Annotated in this window: 19 protein-coding genes; 12 read left to right on the top strand and 7 right to left on the bottom strand. The window is 29.4% G+C overall.

The features are described from left to right. Positions 1 to 129: 129 nt before the first annotated feature. Positions 130 to 1,566 carry an SLC13 family permease gene (locus tag EYW44_RS00840; RefSeq protein ID WP_132721430.1) on the bottom strand — a complete coding sequence of 479 codons (1,437 nt, stop codon included), beginning with the start codon at positions 1,564 to 1,566 and terminating at the stop codon, positions 130 to 132. A gap of 177 nt (positions 1,567 to 1,743) precedes the next feature. On the opposite strand from EYW44_RS00840, the gene EYW44_RS00835 reads away from it, so the two are divergent. From EYW44_RS00835 to EYW44_RS00825, 3 genes are all read left to right on the top strand, one after another. Further along, a complete protein-coding gene (locus EYW44_RS00835) occupies positions 1,744 to 3,060 on the top strand; it encodes a hypothetical protein (protein ID WP_132721428.1) in 1,317 nt (438 codons plus the stop codon). A 37-nt stretch (positions 3,061 to 3,097) separates the two neighbouring features. Beyond that, on the top strand, positions 3,098 to 4,894 hold the full coding sequence (locus tag EYW44_RS00830) for a DUF885 domain-containing protein (RefSeq protein WP_132721426.1): 1,797 nt from the start codon (positions 3,098 to 3,100) through the stop codon (positions 4,892 to 4,894). Between the two features lie 171 nt (positions 4,895 to 5,065). Then, a complete protein-coding gene (locus EYW44_RS00825; protein WP_132721424.1) occupies positions 5,066 to 7,048 on the top strand; it encodes a T9SS type A sorting domain-containing protein in 1,983 nt (660 codons plus the stop codon). Positions 7,049 to 7,123: 75 nt separating this feature from the next. On the opposite strand, the gene EYW44_RS00820 is transcribed toward EYW44_RS00825, so the two are convergent. Next, on the bottom strand, positions 7,124 to 8,053 hold the full coding sequence (locus EYW44_RS00820; protein WP_132721422.1) for a glycerophosphodiester phosphodiesterase family protein: 930 nt from the start codon (positions 8,051 to 8,053) through the stop codon (positions 7,124 to 7,126). A gap of 158 nt (positions 8,054 to 8,211) precedes the next feature. Between EYW44_RS00820 and EYW44_RS00815 the strand changes: the two genes are divergently transcribed. Further along, the gene (locus EYW44_RS00815; RefSeq protein ID WP_132721420.1) at positions 8,212 to 9,063 is read left to right on the top strand and encodes a hypothetical protein; all 852 of its coding nucleotides are present in this window, start codon (positions 8,212 to 8,214) and stop codon (positions 9,061 to 9,063) included. Between the two features lie 79 nt (positions 9,064 to 9,142). Here EYW44_RS00815 and EYW44_RS00810 read toward each other — a convergent pair whose 3' ends face one another. Then, positions 9,143 to 9,868, bottom strand: a complete 726-nt coding sequence (locus EYW44_RS00810) for a toxin-antitoxin system YwqK family antitoxin (RefSeq protein ID WP_243643584.1) — start codon at positions 9,866 to 9,868, stop codon at positions 9,143 to 9,145. Positions 9,869 to 9,931: 63 nt separating this feature from the next. On the opposite strand from EYW44_RS00810, the gene EYW44_RS00805 reads away from it, so the two are divergent. The 3 genes from EYW44_RS00805 to EYW44_RS00795 all read left to right on the top strand — a co-directional run bounded on the left by EYW44_RS00805 (position 9,932) and on the right by EYW44_RS00795 (position 11,894). Continuing rightward, positions 9,932 to 10,498 carry an adenylosuccinate lyase gene (locus EYW44_RS00805; RefSeq protein ID WP_132721418.1) on the top strand — a complete coding sequence of 189 codons (567 nt, stop codon included), beginning with the start codon at positions 9,932 to 9,934 and terminating at the stop codon, positions 10,496 to 10,498. A 100-nt stretch (positions 10,499 to 10,598) separates the two neighbouring features. Next, positions 10,599 to 11,552 carry a hypothetical protein gene (locus EYW44_RS00800; RefSeq protein WP_132721416.1) on the top strand — a complete coding sequence of 318 codons (954 nt, stop codon included), beginning with the start codon at positions 10,599 to 10,601 and terminating at the stop codon, positions 11,550 to 11,552. Positions 11,553 to 11,663: 111 nt separating this feature from the next. Next, positions 11,664 to 11,894 (top strand): hypothetical protein, encoded by a 231-nt coding sequence (locus tag EYW44_RS00795; RefSeq protein ID WP_132721414.1) that lies wholly within the window; start codon positions 11,664 to 11,666, stop codon positions 11,892 to 11,894. A 71-nt stretch (positions 11,895 to 11,965) separates the two neighbouring features. Here the strand turns inward: EYW44_RS00795 and EYW44_RS00790 are convergent, their stop codons facing one another. Both EYW44_RS00790 and EYW44_RS00785 read right to left on the bottom strand, forming a co-directional pair. After that, on the bottom strand, positions 11,966 to 12,805 hold the full coding sequence (locus EYW44_RS00790) for a sterol desaturase family protein (protein WP_132721412.1): 840 nt from the start codon (positions 12,803 to 12,805) through the stop codon (positions 11,966 to 11,968). A 170-nt stretch (positions 12,806 to 12,975) separates the two neighbouring features. Further along, a complete protein-coding gene (locus EYW44_RS00785; protein ID WP_132721410.1) occupies positions 12,976 to 13,476 on the bottom strand; it encodes a YkgJ family cysteine cluster protein in 501 nt (166 codons plus the stop codon). 95 nt (positions 13,477 to 13,571) lie between these two features. Between EYW44_RS00785 and argS the strand changes: the two genes are divergently transcribed. The 3 genes from argS to lpdA all read left to right on the top strand — a co-directional run bounded on the left by argS (position 13,572) and on the right by lpdA (position 17,470). Beyond that, positions 13,572 to 15,344, top strand: a complete 1,773-nt coding sequence (gene argS, locus EYW44_RS00780) for an arginine--tRNA ligase (protein WP_132721408.1) — start codon at positions 13,572 to 13,574, stop codon at positions 15,342 to 15,344. A 21-nt stretch (positions 15,345 to 15,365) separates the two neighbouring features. Next, complete coding sequence (locus EYW44_RS00775; RefSeq protein WP_132721406.1) at positions 15,366 to 15,971, top strand: hypothetical protein; 606 nt, start codon at positions 15,366 to 15,368, stop codon at positions 15,969 to 15,971. A gap of 110 nt (positions 15,972 to 16,081) precedes the next feature. Further along, positions 16,082 to 17,470, top strand: coding sequence for a dihydrolipoyl dehydrogenase (lpdA, locus tag EYW44_RS00770; protein ID WP_132721404.1), 1,389 nt, complete (start codon positions 16,082 to 16,084; stop codon positions 17,468 to 17,470). A gap of 234 nt (positions 17,471 to 17,704) precedes the next feature. Here lpdA and EYW44_RS22565 read toward each other — a convergent pair whose 3' ends face one another. Both EYW44_RS22565 and EYW44_RS00760 read right to left on the bottom strand, forming a co-directional pair. Then, complete coding sequence (locus tag EYW44_RS22565; RefSeq protein ID WP_132721402.1) at positions 17,705 to 18,253, bottom strand: LysM peptidoglycan-binding domain-containing protein; 549 nt, start codon at positions 18,251 to 18,253, stop codon at positions 17,705 to 17,707. Positions 18,254 to 18,299: 46 nt separating this feature from the next. Then, positions 18,300 to 18,917, bottom strand: a complete 618-nt coding sequence (locus EYW44_RS00760) for a trimeric intracellular cation channel family protein (protein WP_132721400.1) — start codon at positions 18,915 to 18,917, stop codon at positions 18,300 to 18,302. Between the two features lie 140 nt (positions 18,918 to 19,057). On the opposite strand from EYW44_RS00760, the gene EYW44_RS00755 reads away from it, so the two are divergent. Together EYW44_RS00755 and EYW44_RS00750 are read left to right on the top strand one after the other, a co-directional pair. Beyond that, a complete protein-coding gene (locus EYW44_RS00755) occupies positions 19,058 to 20,707 on the top strand; it encodes an OstA-like protein (RefSeq protein WP_132721398.1) in 1,650 nt (549 codons plus the stop codon). Next, positions 20,704 to 21,900 carry an aspartate aminotransferase family protein gene (locus tag EYW44_RS00750; RefSeq protein ID WP_132721396.1) on the top strand — a complete coding sequence of 399 codons (1,197 nt, stop codon included), beginning with the start codon at positions 20,704 to 20,706 and terminating at the stop codon, positions 21,898 to 21,900. Before EYW44_RS00755 ends, EYW44_RS00750 begins: the two co-directional genes overlap by 4 nt. Positions 21,901 to 22,018: the final 118 nt, after the last annotated feature.

Raw genomic sequence — 22,018 nt, 5'->3', positions numbered from 1 at the left:
ATATTTGCCTTATTTCAGTATATAACTGTGGACTATTATTTTTTAGTAGTTAGTACAAAGTATTAAGTATTGAGTATTAAGAAAACTTCTAACTCCTAACTCCTAACTCTTAACTTCAGACTTAAACCTCTAAAAAACTAGAGGAATAACGTAACTAAACATAAAAATCAACAACAACACAGCTATTGTATTTAAGATGAAACCGACCTTCATCATATCTTTTACTTTAATATATCCACTTGCAAATACAATTGCATTAGGTGGTGTAGCCATAGGCAACATAAATGCACAACTACTTGCCATGGTTACAGGAATTAACACATGAATAATCGGAATATTTAATCCTGTGGCAATACCAGCTACTACAGGAGCTAACACAGCTACTAAAGCAACATTGCTCATTAATTCTGTCATAAATAGCATTAGAATAATTAAAATACTAACTGTTAAAAACACTCCTAAATTACTTGCTGCTATGGTAGTGGATACTAAATTTACAATACCGCTGCTCGACATTCCTTTAGCCAATGCCAATCCTCCTCCAAAGAGAATTAAAATTCCCCAAGAAAGCTGTTGGGTATCTTTCCATTCTAAAATAAACTCTCCTTTCTTATAATTAAAAGGCACTGCAAAAATTGCCAAAGCTGCCATAATGCTTATAATGGTATCAGACAGCTTTAATTCTGGTAATACTTTATTTATTAAAGATCTAAAAATCCATAGTAATACCGTAACACCAAAAATTAATAATACATGCTTTTCCTTTTTACTAATCTTTCCTAATTTTTCTAATTCATCATTAATAACAGTTTGCGATGTTTTAAATGCCAAATCTTTACTCGGAAACATTAACCTTACCAACACCAAATACACTACTCCTATCATTACTATTGAAAAAGGAAAGCCAATACTCATCCATTTTAAAAAAGAAATTTCAATTTGATATTCATTCTCTAACAAACCTATCAACACAGAGTTTGGTGGCGTTCCAATAACAGTTGCAATTCCTCCTGCATTTGCTGAAAAAGCGATTCCCAACATAACTGCTAATGCGAAATTTTGATCTTTTTTAGTAAAACCATCTTCATCATTAATCAATAATTGAATAACAGATAAGGCTATGGGTAACATTACCACGGTGCTTGCTGTATTGCTAATCCACATACTTAACAATCCAGTGGCAATCATAAACCCTAAAATAACTCCGTTCGGTGAGGTTCCTGTCAATTTTACTATTGTTAATGCAATACGTTTATGTAAGTTTACTTTTTCTAAAGCCAATGCTAATACAAATCCTCCAAAGAATAAAAAAATGATCGGACTTCCATAATTTGCTCCTACTTCATTTATAGGCATTACTTTTAACAACGGAAATAAAAATAGCGGTAACAATGCTGTAACAGATATAGATACTGCTTCTGTAATCCACCATGTAATCATCCATAGTGCTACACTAATAACTGCATCTCCGGTACTAGAAACGAACTCAAAAGGCAAACTATTAATTAGTATAAATAGCAACGGACCTAATAGTAATCCTAATTTTTTAATTCTTGTGTATTCCATGGATAGATAGTATCAAAATCTTAATTGCGAACTTATTTATAATCGATTAAAAATAAAAATACTCACTCTTATATTTTATCAGACTCAGTAATTACTAAAATATTCAATAATACTTACATAAATAACCGATTTTTTCTTATCAGAAAGTTTATAAGTATATTGGCGAAAATTTTTTATATGAAGAGCAATTATACCAGTATTAATTTTAAAAAATGGCTTGATAAATTACAACAAGAAAGCTGGCAATTAGAATTACTTATTTCTGGGGTATCCATTTTAGGTTTGTTTACTGCGTTAGAGCCTTTACAACATAAAATAAACGAAGCTTCGGTAGTTGGAAGTCCATATAGGTACATTTTTAGTTTTTTAAACACTTCTTTTTATATCCTTATAATGAACTTAGTATCTCATGTGGTATTAAGAGGTTTATGGATTGGTGCTATTGGTTTACGTTATGTTTCTGGTGATATTGATTATGCTACTTTAAAATACAGTAAAAAATTCACTGATTATTTAAGTAAAAAAGTTGGTTCTTTTGATAGATATATTTCAAAATTAGAAGACTTATGTAGCATTTTATTTGCTATGACATTTTTGGTACTCTTCTACTTTATTTCTTTTTTAATTTTTATGTTTTTGATGGCTGCCATCATTAACTTTTTTGCCACTTCAAACATGGTTACTTCTAATCTTAATAAGGTTTTAATCTTCTTGTTTTTAACTGGTTTATTGTTTAGTTACCTTATTGTATTTTTTGATTTTATAACGCAAGGATTGTTAAAAAAGAAAAAATGGACTAGTACACTTTACTTACCTTTATACAAGATTTTCAGTATTTTAACCTTGTCTTTTTTATACAGACCATTAGTATATAATTTTTTAGATAATAAATTTGGAAAAAAAGTGTTACTAATATTAATGCCTTTATATATAGGTATTGGTATTTTAAGTGGAATGAAAAATATTCAATCAAATTATGTAAGCCATAGTAATAACTCTTCTAGTACTTTTTCTCATAATAAAAACTATTTGAATCTTATGGAAGAAAATCAATATGTAAATGATGTGGCTATTAACTCTAAAATAATTGAAAAATCTTATTTAAAAGTTTTTGTTGTTTTTAAAGATGAAATTGAGAATATTATTTTTCAGAAAGACACTGCTTTAAAACCAGAAAAAGACCGTAGAGGAGTAAAAAACATCTTTTTTAATATTGGAGAAAAAAACAATCAAGACATTGACAGCATAGAAAAAGTATATTTAAACACATTCAATAAAGTATATCAACTAAAAATAGATAGTACTTCATTTTCATCTGATTTTATTTCTACTAAATTAAATAAGCAATTGGGATTTGAAACGGTTTTACCTTTAAAAGATGTTTCTGAAGGAAAACACATTTTAAGAATAGATAGAACTAATTTTACTAGAAAAGAAAAGAATGAAATCACTGAAAAAGTAATTGAAATTCCTTTTTGGTATTATAAAAACTAATAATAATTTATATTTGTTATAAGCTCAAACAATAAAAATGAAAAAAACCATATTAACAGTACTTACTGTATGCCTCTTAATGGTATCTTGTAAAGAAGAAGCTAAAAAAGAAGCAGCAAAATCTCCTGTAGTAGAAAATAATAAGAAATTTGATCTACTTTTAAAAGAATATAATGAAGGAAAGTTGTTGTTAAATCCTATAAATGCTACATATGCTGGTGACAGTAGATTTAATAATCTTTTTCCTAATTTTTTATCTGATGGATATATTTTAAAAGCAAAAGACTTCTATACAAATTATCAAGTTAAACTTGAAGACTTTCCTAAAGAGGAGCTGACCAAAAGCCAACAAATGAGTAAAGACGTAATGGCTTGGGATTGTGAAATGGCTTTAGCACAAGGTAGTTTTAAAAACGATGTATTACTTCCTATTAACCAAATGTGGACCATTAATTTACAAATGGGACAATTAGCCAGTGGTAGTAGTGCACAACCTTTTAAAACTGTTAAAGATTACGAAAATTGGCTAAGTAGATTAGAGCAATTTAATGTTTGGTTAACATCTGCTAAAGCAAGAATGCAAGAAGGTATTGAAAAAGGGTATGTATTACCTAAATCATTAATTAAAAAAGTAATTCCTCAATTCAAAGTATTAGCTGAAACTAAATTAAACGATCATTTATTTTACACTCCTATAAAAAACTTTCCTGAAGCTATTACTGAAGAAGAAAGAAATGATCTAACCAAAAAATACAGCACTATTTTAGAAGAACAATTAATTCCTTCTTTTAGAAGTTTATACCAGTTTTTAAGTACTGATTATTTAAGTGCAGGGTTAAACACAAGTGGTATTTCAGCAATTCCTCAAGGAAAAGAATATTATCAACATGCTATAAAAAACTATACCACTACTAATATGACTGCTGATGAAATTCATCAACTTGGTTTAAAAGAAGTAGCTCGTATTTTATCTGAAATGGAAAAAGTAAAAGAGCAGGTTGGTTTTACAGGCGATTTAAAAGCTTTCTTCAATTTTGTTAGAATTAATAAGGATCTTATGCCTTATACTGAACCTCAACAAATTATTGATAACTTTAATGCTATTCATGAAAAAATGAAGCCACAATTAGAGAAGTTATTCGGTAACAAACCTAAAACTCCTTTTATTGTTAAGCAAACCGAAAAGTTTAGAGAAGCGTCTGCTAGTGCAGAATATAATCCTGGTTCATTAGATGGTACTCGTCCTGGTGTATTTTATACTCCAATTCCTGATGCCTCTAAGTACAATGTATTTTCTGATGAAGCTTTATTTTTACACGAAGCTATTCCTGGACATCATTATCAAATTTCATTAACGCAAGAAAACAATGATTTACCTGACTTTAGAAAAACATTGTGGTACAGTGCTTATGGTGAAGGTTGGGCTTTATATACTGAAAATTTAGGTAAAGAACTTGGTTTGTACACAGATCCTTATCAATATTTTGGAATGTTAGGTATGGAAATGCACAGAGCTATTCGTTTAGTGGTTGACACTGGTTTACATGCAAAAGGTTGGACTCGTGAACAGGCTATTCAATACTCTTTAGATAATGAAGCTGAAAGTGAAGCTAGTATTATTTCTGAAATTGAACGTTATATGGCAAATCCTGGTCAGGCATTATCTTATAAAATTGGTCAATTAAAAATAAGAGAATTGAGAGCCAGAGCAAAAGAGGCTTTAGGTGATCAATTTGATATTAGAGAATTCCATAATCAAGTATTAGAAACTGGGTGTATCCCATTAGCACTACTTGAAAATAAAATAGATGAATGGATTGCTTCTCAGAAGTAATCATATTATATTTCTAGATATAGAAAAACGTCTCTTTGATTTTATTCAGAGAGACGTTTTTTTATGCTTTCTAATTTTCATTCGGAAAGTTTAATTCTTCATTCGGAAAGTTTTCACTGTCTTTTAAAGTAGTAGCAATTATTTTCAATCTGAAATATTTAAAATTCAGATATGAAACAAAAAATTACATTTCTTTTTGCTTTATGCATTGCTCATCTTACAATGGCTCAAATTGTAAACATACCCGACCCTAATTTTAAAAGTAAATTATTAACTGGTGTACATGCTGGAATTGATACAAATAACGATGGAGAAATTCAATATTCAGAAGCTGCAGCTTTTACAGATCCTATTAATGTAGGTAATTCAAACATTAGTGATTTAACAGGAATTGAAGCTTTCACCAACATTACTATTTTAGCTTGTGAGGGCAACAACTTAACTAAGTTAAATGTGAGTCAAAACACAAAGTTAGAAATGCTTTTTGCCATGGGGAATCAGATTGAAAAACTGGACCTTAAACAAAACTCTAATTTAAAACTTGTATATGTATACAATAACAATTTAAAAAGACTAAACATTGCGAATGGTAATAACAGTAACATCACAACGTTTTACAGTCTTCACAATCCTAACTTAAAATGTATTGAAATTGATTTTCAATTTACTCCTCCAAGTTCATGGGTTAAAGATAGTATTGCTGGCTATAGTGTTGGTTGCCCAGCGGAAAGTGTTGGACCAGACAAAGGGTTTCCTACACCATTTACACCTATGTTTAGATCAGCATCTAATCAAATAGTTAATATTCCAGATCCTAATTTTAAAAACGCATTGTTAACTGGTATACACTCAGGAATAGATACTAACAATGACGGTGAGATTCAATATTCTGAAGCAGCTGCTTATAGTACTGGTATAAATGTTGGAAATCTTAATATTTCGGATTTAACAGGTATTGAAGCTTTTACTAATATTACCGTTTTAGCTTGTCATGAAAATAATTTAACCAAATTAGACCTTTCTCAAAACAAAAAACTAAAATCATTGTTTGTTATGAGTAATCAAATTGAAAAAATTGATTTAAAGCATAATCCAGATTTAGAGGTTGTCTATTTGAGTGATAACAATCTTAGTAGAGTAAATATAGCTAATGGAAATAATGCTAATATTCAAACTTTATACACTAATCTAAATCCTAATTTAGAATGTATTGAAATCGATTTTGGTTTTACCCCTCCTACTGGTTCATCTAACTCTTGGCTAAAAGATAGTACAGCTAATTATAGCACAGGTTGTCCAGTGGAAAGTGTGCTTCCAGATAAAGGTGGACCAACACCATTTACACCAATGTTTAAGTCTGCTTCTAATCAAAATGTAAGTATTCCAGATCCAAATTTTAAAAACGCATTGTTAAATCATAGTCCTGCTATTGACACTAATAACGATGGAGAAATTCAATATACAGAAGCAGCTGCTTTTACTACTTTATTACAAGTAGGTAGTAAAAACATTAATACGCTTATTGGTATAGAAGCTTTTGTGAATCTTACTTGGTTAAATTGTGCTGGAAATAACTTAACACATCTTAATCTTAGTCAAAATACAGCATTAGAATTCCTTTATTCGGCAGGAAATCAATTAGAAAGCCTAGACTTAACCAAAAACCCAAATCTTAGAATATTATACACTTGGGAAAATAACTTAAAACGTTTAGATGTAGCTAATGGTAATAATTCATCAATTACTAATTTTGATGCTCATAACAATGGTAACTTAAAATGTATTCAAATTGATAGTGGCTTTACTCCTAGCGGTTGGTACAAACCTGGAAACGCTATATTTAGTAGTCAATGTTTATATACAGCAGATGCGGCATTACCTGATAAAGGATTTCCTTCTCCTTTACCTTTAGGTGGTTTTAGATCTAATAATAGTAATATTACAGTATATCCAAATCCAGCTACAAGTTCATTAACTGTTGCTGACAGACAAAACTCTATTGAACATGTAGAAGTATATAGTTTAGATGGCAGACAATTGATTAACTCTAAAGAGCAACGTTTTGATATTTCAACATTAAAAGAAGGAATTTATGAAGTAAAAATTTATCTCAACGATAAACATATTACCTCTAAAAGAATCATAAAGAAATAATCTATAATCAAAAAAGGAGACTAAAAGTATTTTCATAACTTTTAGTCTCCTTTCTTTTTTATAAAACAAACTGTCTTATAATTTATTCTTAAGCTTTTTTAAAGCAACTGCTACTTCTAAAGGCCTGTCTGTAGCTAAAATATTAGCTCCATTTTCAATATAAGTAACATACACATCGTCATTACCTTTTGCTTCAGCACTTTTATCTAAGTTTCCTAAAGTTCCTAAAATGGTATGAATACCTAAGTTTTGTAATTTAAGATAATGTTCTTTTTTAGGCTGTCTAGTTCCTACAAAACCTAATAATTTATCCGTTGGAAGCTTTGCTTTTGCTAATTGTTCTAAAGCCCCATCATTACCTGCAGAAACAGATATCATAACATCTTTATTTAACTCGTGTACCAACTTAGCGTCTTCAACTCTGTAAGTAATTATTGCTGCATAATCTACTGCTTCATGTTTCTCTACTGCTGCCAATACCTTCTTAAATGGTACTCCACGTTTTACATCTAATGTAAATAAAACCTTTCCTTTTCCCCAAGATAATACTTCATCTAAAGTAGGTATTTTAAAAGTTGTTGTGTTTCCTTCATTATCTACTAAATTAAGCGATTGTAATTCTTTATAAGTAGCCTCAGAAACATTTCCTTTTCCTGTAGTTGTTCTATCCAATGTTTTATCATGCATCATTACTAATACACTATCTTTTGTCATTGCAATATCACATTCGATAACAACTGGCGTATGCTTTAAAATATTTTCAAATGATTCTATAGCGTTTTCTGGAAATCCAGTATACGGTCCTCCTCTATGGGCACTTACCAATGGAACTGGACTCTTTTTCCATTTTTTAAAAGAAGAAATAAAAACATCATTGTCTATTCTACTAATGCTTTTAACTTCTTTAGTAGTTATCTCTGGCTGCTTCTTAGTTTCATTTTGCTTACAACTAAAAAGTAACACAAAAGAAAGAAAGGATATGAAAATTATTTTAAAGGATTTCATGATTACTTAAAATTTGATTAGGAGCGCGAAATTAGTTTTCTTTTACAATCTTTCATAATTAGTTGTTATTATTCTGAAGGTATTGACAAAAAATTAACATACACTAAACTCTATATTTGAAATTAGGTTTCTTACTTTTAAATTTTAAATCACCATTCATGAAAAAAATCATCTTTCTTTTACTTCCTCTTTTATCATTTGCACAAGGCAACACTGAAATTTTCTTGTTCGACATTTCTAAAAAAGGTGATAACTGGAAAGTTACAAACGGAAAAAACATTTCTAATAATGAAGGATATGATAGTCAACCACATTTTTACAGTAAAGATTTGATTTTGTTTTCTTCTACTAGAAATAAACAAACCGATATTGCTGCTTACAGTATTACTAACAATAAAATTTCTTACATAAATAACACTCCAAATGGTGGTGAATATTCTCCACAACGAATTCCAAAATCAGAAAATATTTCTGCTGTACGTTTAGACACCGATGGAAAACAACGTTTTTATGAGTATAATTTTATAACTGGTAAAGACAAAGAGTTAATTAAAGATTTAGTAGTTGCCTACCCATTATGGTATAATAAAAACACTATAGTATCTTCTGTAATTGTAAATGATAGTTTAGAACTTTTTGTAAGCGACTTAGAGATGAAAAAGAATACTTCTGTTACTAAAAATGTAGGACGTTCTTTTCATAAAATTCCTAAATCTAAATTCATCAGTTTTATGAAGAAGAATGGTGAAAATTGGGAAGTTTGGGGGTTAAATCCAGATACAGCTATCATGAAAAAAATTATATCCGTTGGAAAAAGTCAAGACATTTGTTGGTTGAAAGACGGTACCATGTTAGTTGCAAGTGGATCAAAAATTTTAAAATTCAAGCCAAAGAAAGACACTGAATTGACTCTTTTTCATGATTTTTCACACTTGAAGTTTAAAACAATATCAAGAATAACTACAAACAAAAAAAGTAAAAAATTAGCTATAACAGTTGAATTACAGTAAAGAAAATATATCAAAAAAATAAGCCTAAAGTTAAATTAACTTTAGGCTTATTTTTTTATTTATTACTCAGGTAGAAGTATTATTCATCGTTTCCTTCACCTTCGTATTTATCTTTTTTAAGAACATTCTTTCTTGGTCTACCTTTTTCAGAAACTTCACCATCAATATAAAATTCCCATTTTCCTTTTCTTTTTCCGTTTTCGTATAAACCTTTTTCTTTAATCACACCTTTTAAATCGAAATACTTAGCTTCTCCATTTAAAACACCATCTACATAATTTACTTCCTCTATTAAAATTCCGTCTTCACTAAATATTTTAGAATTACCGTGTTTTTTCCCTGCTTTATAAGAAGTAATTTCTGTTTCCTTTCCATTCATATAATAGTTTTTAAGAACTCCATTTAGCTTACCTCCCTTGTAAAACTCTTCAGAAAATAACTGGATTCCATCAGAAAAATAGTAAGTCCACTTACCTACTCTTTGCTTTCCTATCATTTTCCCTTTTGTTTTTACCCTACTTTTACTATAAAACTTTACAAAAGCTGTATCAGAAGAAGCTGAAAATTCTTTAACTATTATTGGGTACGGAGATCCTTGTTCGTAAAAAGTGAACGTTCCTACTTCTTTTCCGTTTTTAAACTGTCCTTTGTAACGAATGTCTCCATTGTCATAGTATTTTTTCCAAACACCAATGCGTTTTCCATTTGCATCTACCTGATTTAGTTTCTTTTGACTAAAACCTGAAAATGTAAGTAACATTGTAATTACAAAACTTAAAACAATTATCTTTCTTTCTTTTACCATTGTTTATGCTTTTTGTTCTTATATTTAGTAATTATTATGTAAAAGTACACAAACCATACCAATATGAGTATCGATTTTTTAATTTCTGTATTAAATAATGTAGATACCCCTAAAAAAATAAATCGTAATAATGCTGCAATTATTGTATTGGAGCACCCAAAATTGATAAAACACTTAGTTACAATCACTTTTGATGTTGACAACAAACTGTGTGTTAAAGCTGCTTGGATTTTAGAATGGATTTGTACTCATTACGATATTGTATACCTATCTCCGTATATTGATTTCTTTACTGAAAATCTAAAAAACTTAAAAAATGATAGTGTTTTACGGTGCTGTGCTAAAATCTGTGAAAATTTAGCCACTGCATATTCTTCTAAAGAAAATAATACTGCCAAAAAGTGGATTTTAAACAAAAATATTGATACTATTATTGAAATTGGTTTTGACTGGTTAATTACGGATCAAAAAATTGCTGTAAAAGCATATTCTATGACTTTTTTGTACGTTTTTGGTATTGAAAAAGACTGGGTACACCCTGAATTAAAACATATTATTTCTTCGAATGTTATTCATGAAAGTAAAGGTTGTGAAGCTAGAGGACGCAAGATTTTAAAACTTATGAAATAGTAAACAGTTTACAGTTTATTAGTAATCATTCATTATTTGATTGCTATTACTCTAAATTAAGGTATAATTATTGATGCTACTAGCCATAAAACCAAACACTATGAAAAAACTATTATTCTTAACTCTTACATGTGTTTTATTTTATAGTTGCTCAAAAAACATTGATGCTAAAACTCTAGAAGGTACTTGGTGGTTATCTATTGGAAATGGAGACTACGAACTTTCGTTTAAAAAAGACTCTATTTACATTGATAATGGATATGGATTACCTTATTCTGGTAAGTACTACATTAGGAAAGATAGTATTTTTATGAATATTGAAAATACTTTTACAAAAGCCAAAATTTTATACAATAAAAAAGATTCTTTACTAATCTTTAATAACAGTAAATATTGGAAACGCTATGATACTGTTAACAGAATGATTACTAAAAAATTTGATTTTATAAATATCGAAACTAAAAACATAATAGATTTAAATAATTTTAAAAGTATTAACTACTTATTAAAAGTAATCAAAAACTATAATAATGAGTTAAAAGTTATTTTAAATGATAAAATCACTGATACTGAACAAATTCCATATTTTTTAGCCTCAGCATGTAACGACGGAGAAAATTCCAAATCTATAATAGATGTTTTTGTGGGGAAAAATGTCAGTTTATCTGACTTGAAAGAAATATACATATTCTTTTACACATCAAATTATAAATCTGTTAGGTTAGTAACTAATTATAATTTTGAAACTAGATCTTTTTATTTCACTAATGAAAATATAACTCTTTTCCTTGACGATATTTCTATGTTTCCTCCCCCACCTCCACATCATGGGAACCTTTATCGTAAATATTTCATTAAAAAATTCAATCCAGTAACAATAGAAATCTCATCAGCTAACGATTTTGACAAACTATCTAAGATTGTTTCTGATAGAGTTTATTTAATCAGTATAGACGTAAATCTACCAATGAAAGACTATCTTCATTTAACACAGGTGATCAACAATATTAGAAAAAATAAAAAAGTAAAAATTCACACGGAAATTTTAGAATAACTCCTTTAAACTTTAATTCGGAAAGTATTTTCTGGTGTTTGGAAAGTTTTAGTGCACTCTAACTTAAATATAATTTAACTTCAAAGTATAATTAATCTAAAATTTCAAACTATGTTACAAAACATTTTAAAATTAAACGGGGTTCAAGAATTAAATAGTTCTAATTTGAAAACAGTTAAAGGAGGTGCTCAATTTCCATATGAGTGTACTTACAAAGGGGAAACTTTTGATTCTAGTATAGATGTTTCTGGTGATGGTGTTACTTGTAAATCTACAACAGAAAGTGAACAGTATTATGATTTTGGTACTCCTAGACCAGGACATGATGTAATGATGTTTTAATTTTTAAAACATCAATCTAATTTTAAGTTAGTTTAAAAAGAGGCTGTTTATATTTTTAAACAGCCTCTTTTTTATGATAATTCTTCTAAGTTAGTTGGTTTTCTGTACCCTTGAAAAGGTTGTTTCAATAACTCTTTTAAATTAGAATTCTTTGCTTCATCAGGAAAAGTATCTACTCCATACACAATCTTATCTCTATCTAACTGCATGTAAGTGCCTAACAATCGATCCCAAATAGAAAAAATATTTCCGTAGTTACTATCTGTGTAAGGCAATAAATTATGATGGTGTACTTTGTGCATATCTGGCGAACAAATTATATAACTCAATGCTTTATCTAACTTTTTAGGCATTCTAATATTCGCATGATTGAACTGTGTAAACACCAATGACAACGATTGATAAATCATAATAATATAGAAAGGTGTTCCTACAATAAACACACCTATTAGCGTAAATGTAAAACGAATTACACTTTCTATTGGATGATGCCTGTTTGCTGTTGTAGTATCAACTTTATGATCTGAATGATGCACCAAATGTACCATCCACAAAGGTTTTACTTTGTGCTCTACTAAATGAGCTAAATACGCTCCAAAAAAATCTAAAAATAAAACACCTAGTAAAATATAAGCCCATAAAGGCATTTCAGGTAACCAATTGATTAAACCGAAATTATTATCAGCAACCCAAAAAGAAGTTTTTAGTAATAAAAATGCCAATGCAAAATTTATAATAACAGTAGTACCAGTAAAAAATAAGTTTGGTAACGCGTGTTTCCATTTATTATGTTTCCATTTAAATAAAGGAATACCTCCTTCTAACAACCAAAAGAATGTAATACCTCCTACTAACAACATACTTCTGTGTAATGAAGGCATACTTTCAAAATAAGATCTAACTATCTCCATATGCTCCTAAAATTTTAATTGAAACAATGTAATCAAAAAAACACCACCTAAAATATAACTATGTTAAAAAACAACAACTACACCTTGTTTTATATGCATATTTAACATTTTACACACCCAAATAATGAGAATATCATTACTTTTCAATCAAAATTATACAAACACAACATTTAAGATTTTGGCAATCTTCTCTTCAATTCTTCCACAATTCTGTATGTTGCCGGACAAATTTCTGTGTTCTTTATGGTTAAGTTTGCTAACTGAATAAACTTTTTTCTATTAGTATGCGGATATTCTGAACAGGCTTTAGGACGAACATCGTATATAAAGCACATATTATCTCTTTCATCTAAAAAAGGACATGGCGCTGATTTTAATACATGAAAATCATCTTCATCTATTTGTAAATATTGATCTTTAAAATCAGCTACTTTCATTTTTAAATGCTTCGCTATACGTTCAATATCTTTATAGGTAAACATTGGGCTGGTAGTTTTACAACAATTCCCACAGTCTAAACAATCGGTACGCTCAAATTCCTCTTCATGAATTTCTTGCACTAGTAAGTCTAAACGTTTTGGAGTACGTTTTTTTAATCGTTGAAAATATTTCTTATTCTCTTCTAATTTATCCTTTGCTAGTTTGCGTAAATTCTCTAAGTCTTTATCCATACTGCAAAACTACGTTAATAAGCTTTTAAATCGACCAAATAAACAAATAAAATTATGTAATTTTGCTACTCGATTTAAAAAGAATCAATCAACAGATGAACATACAATCGTTAATAGAAGCGAAAGTTAAAGAAGGTTTTCTTAGTTTATACGAAACAGAAATTCCTTCAGTAGAATTTCAAGCCACACGTAAAGATTTTGAAGGAGATATAACTGTAGTTGTGTTTCCTTTATTACGTTATAAAAAAGGAAATCCGGTACAAATTGGTAACGACTTAGGTAACTATTTAGTTGAAAAAGTAGATGAAATTACTGGTTTTAATGTAGTAAAGGGGTTTTTAAATTTAGTAATTAGCGATCGCTTTTACATTAATTTTTTTAATACGATAGCAGCAAACGATACTTATGGTTTTGCTGAAAAAAATGACGATGCTCGCATGGTGGAATACTCTTCACCTAATACGAATAAACCTTTACATTTAGGTCACGTTAGAAATGTATTATTAGGGTATTCTGTTTCTGAAATTTTAAAAGCTGCTGGACATACAGTTTATAAAACGCAAATTATTAACGACAGAGGTATACACATTTGTAAATCGATGTTAGCTTGGAAACGTTTTGGTAATAACGAAACACCAGCTTCTACTGGTTTAAAAGGTGATAAATTAGTTGGTAATTACTATGTTAAATTCGATCAAGAATATAAAAAGGAAATTAGTGAATTAGTTGAAGGCGGAATGTCTGAAGATGATGCTAAAAAACAAGCTCCTTTATTCTTAGAAGCTCAAGAAATGTTACGTAAATGGGAATCTGGAGATGCTGAAACAGTAAAGCTATGGGAAACCATGAACGGTTGGGTATATGAAGGATTTGATGTTACCTACAAAAACATTGGTGTTGATTTTGATAAACTATACTATGAAAGTAACACCTATTTATTAGGAAAAGATATTATTGAAGAAGGCTTAAAAAACAATGTTTTTTATAAAAAAGAAGACGGTTCAGTTTGGTGCTCTCTTAAAGAAGATAAATTAGATGATAAACTAGTATTACGTTCTGATGGAACTGCTGTATACATGACACAAGATATTGGTACAGCTATTCAAAGAGCAAATGATTTTTCTGGTTTAAACGGAATGGTATATACCGTTGGTAACGAACAAGATCACCATTTCAAAGTGTTATTCTTAATTTTAAAGAAGTTAGGTTATAGCTGGGCAGATCAATTATATCATTTAAGTTATGGTATGGTAGATTTACCTTCTGGAAAAATGAAATCTCGTGAAGGTACTGTTGTTGATGCTGATGATTTAATGGATGAAATGACAAATACAGCTCGTGAAATTTCACAAGAATTAGGAAAGCTAGAAGGCTATTCTGACGAGGAAAAAGAGAAATTATATAATATAATTGGTTTAGGAGCTTTAAAATACTTCATTTTAAAAGTAGATCCTAAAAAACGAATTTTATTCGATCCAAAAGCTTCTGTAGATTTCCAAGGAAATTCAGGACCTTTTATTCAAATGGCGTATGCAAGAGTGCAATCAATTTTAAGAAAAACGACATTTGACTATTCTAAAGTAATTACTGACATTGAGTTACATGAAAAGGAAAAAGAGCTGATAAAACAATTAGAACTATATCCTGAAGTAATTCAACAAGCAGCTAAAAATTATTCACCTGCATTAATTGCTAATTATACATTTGATTTGGTAAAAGAATTTAATTCGTTTTATCAGAACGTGTCAATTTTAGGTGAAGAAAACGAAGATAAAAAGATTTTTAGAGTTCAATTAGCAAAAAAAGTAGCTGATACCATTGAATCTGCCTTCAAATTATTAGGAATAAATGTTCCTGAAAGAATGTAATTTTTCAATGCTACAATGGTCATGATAAAAAGAATTACAGTAGTTTTAATATTTACTTTTTTATTAAAAACAAATTTATTTTCTCAAAACAGAAACGATTTTGGTTTTAAAGTTTATGAATCAGGTATTCTATTTTTAAGAGATGGTTCATCACTTAAAGGTCTTTTTAAATTAACATCTGGAAATAAAATTAAATATAGAAAAACTAAAGATTCTAAGAAAAGAACATTTAACCAAAAAGAAGTTAAAGAACTAATATTTGATGATGGAGAGATTTACACTTATAAAATTCTTCAAAAAAATATTGGTGGTAGAAGAAAAGATGTAGTTTTTTTAGTAAAAGAAGAACAAAAAGGTAAACTTTCTTTATTTTCTAGAGAATTTTCTGGTAGTAATTATTTAACAGGAGATAATTTTACTTCAAACCTTTTTTATATTTGCAGAAAAAATTCCATCTACATAAAACAAATGCATCATAGAGACAAAAAAAATATAGCTATATTAAAATCTATGGGCAATGAATGTTCCATTTTTACAGAAAAGATTAGAGATAAGAATAGTTATAAAAAAAACTTTGAATCAAGTTTTAAAAAAGCTATTAAGTTTTACAATCACAATTGTGATTAATTAAAAATATTGAAAAATATTTTTTTCGGAAGTTGTAAATTTGTTTAACAAAATTTTTTACAACTTCGCAAACTAGAAAATAAAACAACTAAAAACAAACACTATAAAATATGAAATACGACGTTATAGTTATCGGTTCTGGTCCTGGAGGATATGTAACCGCAATTAGAGCCTCTCAATTAGGATTTAAAGCAGCTGTAGTAGAGAAAGAAAGTTTAGGTGGTATTTGCTTAAACTGGGGATGTATTCCTACAAAAGCATTATTAAAATCTGCTCAAGTATATGATTATTTAAAACATGTGGATGCCTATGGTTTAAAAGCTGAGGCTATTGATAAAGATTTTGATGCTGTTATCAAACGTAGTCGTGGTGTTGCTGAAGGAATGAGCAAAGGTGTTCAATTCTTAATGAAGAAAAACAAAATCGATGTTATTAACGGTTTTGGTAAAATTAAAGCTGGAAAAAAAGTAGATGTAACTGCTGAAGATGGTACTGTTACTGAATACAGTGCTGATCATATTATTATTGCAACTGGTGCTCGTTCTCGTGTATTACCAAGTTTACCTCAAGATGGAAAAAAAGTAATAGGATATAGAGAAGCTATGAGCTTACCAGAACAACCAAAATCTATGATCGTTGTTGGTTCTGGTGCTATTGGTGTTGAGTTTGCTCATTTTTACAATACAATGGGTACAGATGTAACTATTGTAGAGTACATGCCAAATATTGTTCCTGTAGAAGATAAAGATGTATCTAAACAAATGGAGCGTTCTTTCAAAAAAGCTGGTATTAAAGTAATGACTAACGCTTCTGTTGAGTCTGTTGATACTTCTGGTGATGGTGTAAAAGCTACCGTAAAAACTAAAAAAGGAGAACAAATTTTAGAAGCTGATATCGTTTTATCTGCTGTTGGTATTAAAACAAACATTGAGAATATTGGTTTAGAAGATGTAGGAATTATTACTGATAGAGATAAAATTTTAGTAAACGATTTTTATCAAACTAACATTCCAGGTTACTATGCTATTGGTGATGTAACTCCTGGTCCAGCATTGGCTCATGTTGCTTCTGCGGAAGGAATTACTTGTGTTGAAAAAATAGCTGGTTTACATACTGAAACAATCGATTATGGAAACATTCCTGGTTGTACTTATGCTACCCCAGAAATCGCTTCTGTAGGATTAACCGAAGAAAAAGCGATAGAGCAAGGTTACGATATTAAAGTAGGTAAATTCCCTTTCTCTGCCTCTGGTAAAGCAAAAGCTGCTGGTACTCCTGAAGGTTTTGTAAAGGTTATTTTCGATGCTAAATATGGTGAGTGGTTAGGTTGTCATATGATTGGTGCTGGTGTTACTGATATGATTGCTGAAGCTGTTTTAGGTAGAAAATTAGAAACTACTGGTCACGAAGTATTAAAAGCAATTCACCCTCACCCAACGATGAGTGAAGCGGTAATGGAAGCTGTGGCTGATGCTTATGATGAAGTAATTCACCTATAGGAATATAGTTTAAGAATATTTTTAAAAGCCTTGCAGATTAAATTCTGTGAGGTTTTTTTATGATTTGAGGTTTGAGGTTTGAGGTTTGAGGTTTGAGGTTTGAGGTTTGAGGTTTGAGGTTTGAGGTTTGAGGTTTGAAAGATACTTTTTAGAAAATACAATTATTAATTTTCCTGTTATAAAAAAGTTAAGAATAAAAACACTGAATACTAATAATTGATCAGTGATAACAGATCACTGAATAAGTAACTGTTGTCCTACAAAAATACTATTCGATTTTAAATTATTTTTCTCCTTTAATATAGACACGCTAATTCCATATTTTTTAGCAATACTATACAATGTATCACCAGATTTTACAATATGATACTTAGAAATATCAAGAGAATCTTCAGAAACTTGTTCTGGTACTTCACTCCTATTTAACACTTCATTTTTCTCCTTATAACCGATAACAATCTCATCTCCTACTTCAATAGAATCAAAATTCACCATGCTGTTCAAACGATATAATCGAGATAAATGCATATTATATTTTCTTGAAATACTACTTAATGTTTCTCCTTTCATAACTTTATGAGTTATTGTAGGATCATATTCTTCAACTATTTCTTTCTTTTTTGCTGCTTTTAATGGAAAGGTTTCAGAAACATCACCTGTAATTAAGTTCATATATGCTGTTTTTCCATCTAATAAAATAGGATCCCAACCTTCAGGCAATTTTTTATCCTGACTAAAAACAGTTCTGCTTACTAAAAGCATAAAAAAAATAATTTTCCACATACTTAATTATTTTAGTAAATAAATTATTCAAAACAAGTAAACCTCATTATTTTGAATAATCATCTTTTATTTTCGGAAGCTCTAATTTATAAATAACCGATACTGTTCTTACAACTATGATTACTATTGATGAAGCAATGAAAACTACATCTTCATGAACACCTAACTTTTGTAAAAAAAGATAAATTAAACCTCCTAACAAACAAGCCGAAGCATATATTTCTTTTTTAAAAATCAAAGGTACTTTTCTTGTTAAAACATCTCTAATAACTCCGCCAAAAACAGCTGAAATCATTCCCATTATTATCGCAATAACAGAAGGTAATTGATAATCTAACCCTTTTTGAAGACCTAATAAAGTAAACACACTAATACCAACAGTATCAAATAAAAAAAACGTTTTTCTTAAAGGCTCTATTCGCTTTTTAAATAAAAAAGTAAACAAAACCGCTATTAGAATAACCCAAACATAATTTAAATCACCAATCCAATTAATAGGATGCGCATTTATCAAAACATCTCTCAACATTCCCCCACCTACAGCTGTTACAAAAGCGATAATGATAACGCCAAATAAATCAAAGTTCTTTTTAGAGGCTACCAAAGCACCACTCACAGCAAAAGCAAATGTTCCTAATATATCTAAAATATAAATTACACTCATTTAGTTAACTCTTAACGTCTTTTTCATTACTTCTTAATTCTTCTTTATTTTTAATAAAAAACTTAAAAATTAAATTTAATAAATCATTTGCAAATTTGGCATACTCTTTTCTTTACTTTTGCACATTAAATAATATAATTTTGAAAAAAATACTTTTTTTAATTTTTATAGCCTCATCATTACAAGTTATTTCTCAAAAAACAAAAAGAATTAGAATTCTTTCTTCTGAAATAACAACTACAGATGAAGATAGGTATCCAGGTGCAACCGTTTTAATAAATAATGTAAAAGTTGCTCATGAAGGAGCTGTTTTAGACTGTAAACGTGCACTACTTTACAAAGAAAAAAACTTATTTAAAGCCGTTGGTGAAGTTGTGATTGAGCAAGGAGATAGCATTATTCAGTATTCTGATTTTGCTAATTATGATGCTAATACTAAAATAGCTAAATCTTGGGGAAATGTAGAAGTAAACGATAAAGAAATGAAGCTTACTACAGATACGCTTTATTTTGATAGAACTAAACAAGAACTTTTTTATCCTACCTTCGGAAAAATTAAAGACAAGAAAAATACGCTTACAAGTGATCGCGGGACTTATTATTTAGAAAGTAAAAAGTTTACCGCCAAAACTAGAGTGAATGTTGTAAACCCTGATAACAAACTAGAATCAGATCATTTAGATTATTATACCAACTCTAACTTAGCATATATTTACGGACCATCTACAGTTTATAATTTAAAAGACAGCACTAAAATTTATGCTGAAAAAGGTTTTTTCGATACCAATACAGATATATCTTACTTTGTAAAAAACGCCAAACTGTATTTAAAAAACAAAACAGTGGCAGCAGATAGTTTGTATTACGACAAACGTAAAGGTTTTGCTTCTGCTAACAACAAAATAAAAGTAATTGATACTATTCAAAACTCTGTAATTAAAGGTAATTATGCAGAAATTTTTGAGTTACAAGATTCTCTTTTTATTGTAAAAAAGCCGGTAGCAATTTCTATCATGGAAAAAGATTCTTTATATATTCATGGTGATACCATTTTAGTTACTGGAAAAAAAGATAATAGAATTATGAGAACCTATCATAATGTAAAAATCTTTAAATCTAACTTACAAGGAAAATGCGACTCCATACATTCTAATCAGGTTACAGGACTTACAAGAATGTTTAAAAACCCGATTTTATGGTCTGGTAAAAGTCAAATTACAGGAGATAGCATTCAGTTTTTAACAAATAAAGAAACCAATAATTTAGATTCATTACGAGTTTTACAAAACTCTTTCATCATTCAAAAAGACTCTATTGACCCAAATTATTTCAACCAAATAAAAGGAAGAAATATCTATGGTAAATTTATAGATAATGATTTACGAACCATGCTTGTAAAAGGAAATGCTGAATCGTTATATCATAGTAGAAATGAAGATACTCAAGTACTTGAAACTATTACCAAAGAAATAGCAAGTGATATTAAATTTGAATTAGAAAATAATGAAGTAGTTCAAACCACTTATTTCAAACAATCTGAAGGAAAAACCTATCCTCCATCTGAATTTCCTGAAGAAGAAAAAAAGTTCCAAGGTTTTATTTGGCGAGAAGATGAACAACCAAAAAAAATGGAAGACATCTTTATTAAAGACAAAGTAAGTGATAGTAAAACGGATACCAAAGACAAAAAAGTAAAGAAAAATAAAGCTGCAGAAAAAGCGAAAAAAATTCTTGAAGATGAATATTTAAAAAGAGATAAACTGAAAAAAGTAGACGAAGAAGAAGAATGAAAGAGGACTTTTTAAAATATCAAGGCCAAACAACTCCTCACCCACTTGGAATAGAAATCACAAGTGCTAAAGGAAGTTACATATATGATGCTAACAACAAAAAGTATTTAGATTTTGTTGCTGGTGTATCTGCTAATAGTGTTGGGCATTCTAATGAAGCAGTTAATAAAGCTATTACAGAACAATTACAAGCGTACACTCATGTAATGGTGTATGGAGAGTTTATTCAAGAACCACAATTAAACCTATGCAAAGCATTGGTAAACTCTTTACCTGACTCTTTAAATTCAGTATACTTAGTCAACTCTGGAGCAGAAGCAACGGAAGGAGCTTTAAAATTAGCTAAAAGATTTACCAATCGATATGAAATCATAGCTGCTAAAAATGCATATCACGGTAACAGTGCCGGTGCTATGAGTGTGTGTGGTTCTGAAGAACAAAACAGCGCTTTCAGACCTTTAATTCCTGGAACAAGATTCATAAACTTTAATAACGAAAAAGATCTAGAGAAAATAACTACTAAAACTGCGGGAGTTATTTTAGAAACTATACAAGGTGGTGCAGGATTTATTGAGCCTAAGAATGATTATCTAAGAAAAGTAAAAGAAAAGTGTGATGAAGTTGGTGCTTTATTAATTCTAGATGAAATTCAGACTGGTGTTGGTAGAACAGGTACTTTTTGGGGATTTGAAAACTATAATGTTATTCCTGATATTATTATTACAGGAAAAGGTTTAGGTGGCGGAATGCCAATTGGTGCTTTTATTGCTTCTTACGAAGTAATGGATACACTTAAAGAAAATCCTAAACTAGGTCATATTACTACATTTGGAGGACACCCATTAATTTCAGCTGCTGGTTTAGCAACCATCAATGAAATTAATGATAGAAATTTAACGAAAGAAGCCCTTCGAAAAGAACAGATAATTAGAGAACAATTAGCGTCTCATAGATTAGTAAAGGAAATTAGAGGAAAAGGATTAATGCTTTCCTTAATTATGGAGTCATCAGAAATTGCAGATACCGTAGTTTTAGAAGGCTTTAATCAAGGGCTAATTCTTTTTTGGTTACTCTATGAAAAGAGAGCTGTTAGAATTACTCCTCCGCTAACTATTTCAGAAAGTGAACTTTTAGAAGGTTGCAAAATTTTAACAAATATTTTAAACAATATCATAGATAAAGCCCCGTTATAATAATGTCTATAATTGATTGGGGATTTTTATTATTGACTATTAAAATCGGTTGGAAGTCTTTTTCTAACCGATTTTTATCTTTCTACAACGTTTTAGAAGCCCTAATACTAAGAAAATC

It is taken from the genome of Tenacibaculum sp. M341 (assembly GCF_004337695.1).
In the GTDB taxonomy this organism is placed as follows: domain Bacteria; phylum Bacteroidota; class Bacteroidia; order Flavobacteriales; family Flavobacteriaceae; genus Polaribacter.
This window is presented reverse-complemented; position numbering and strand designations above follow the sequence as displayed.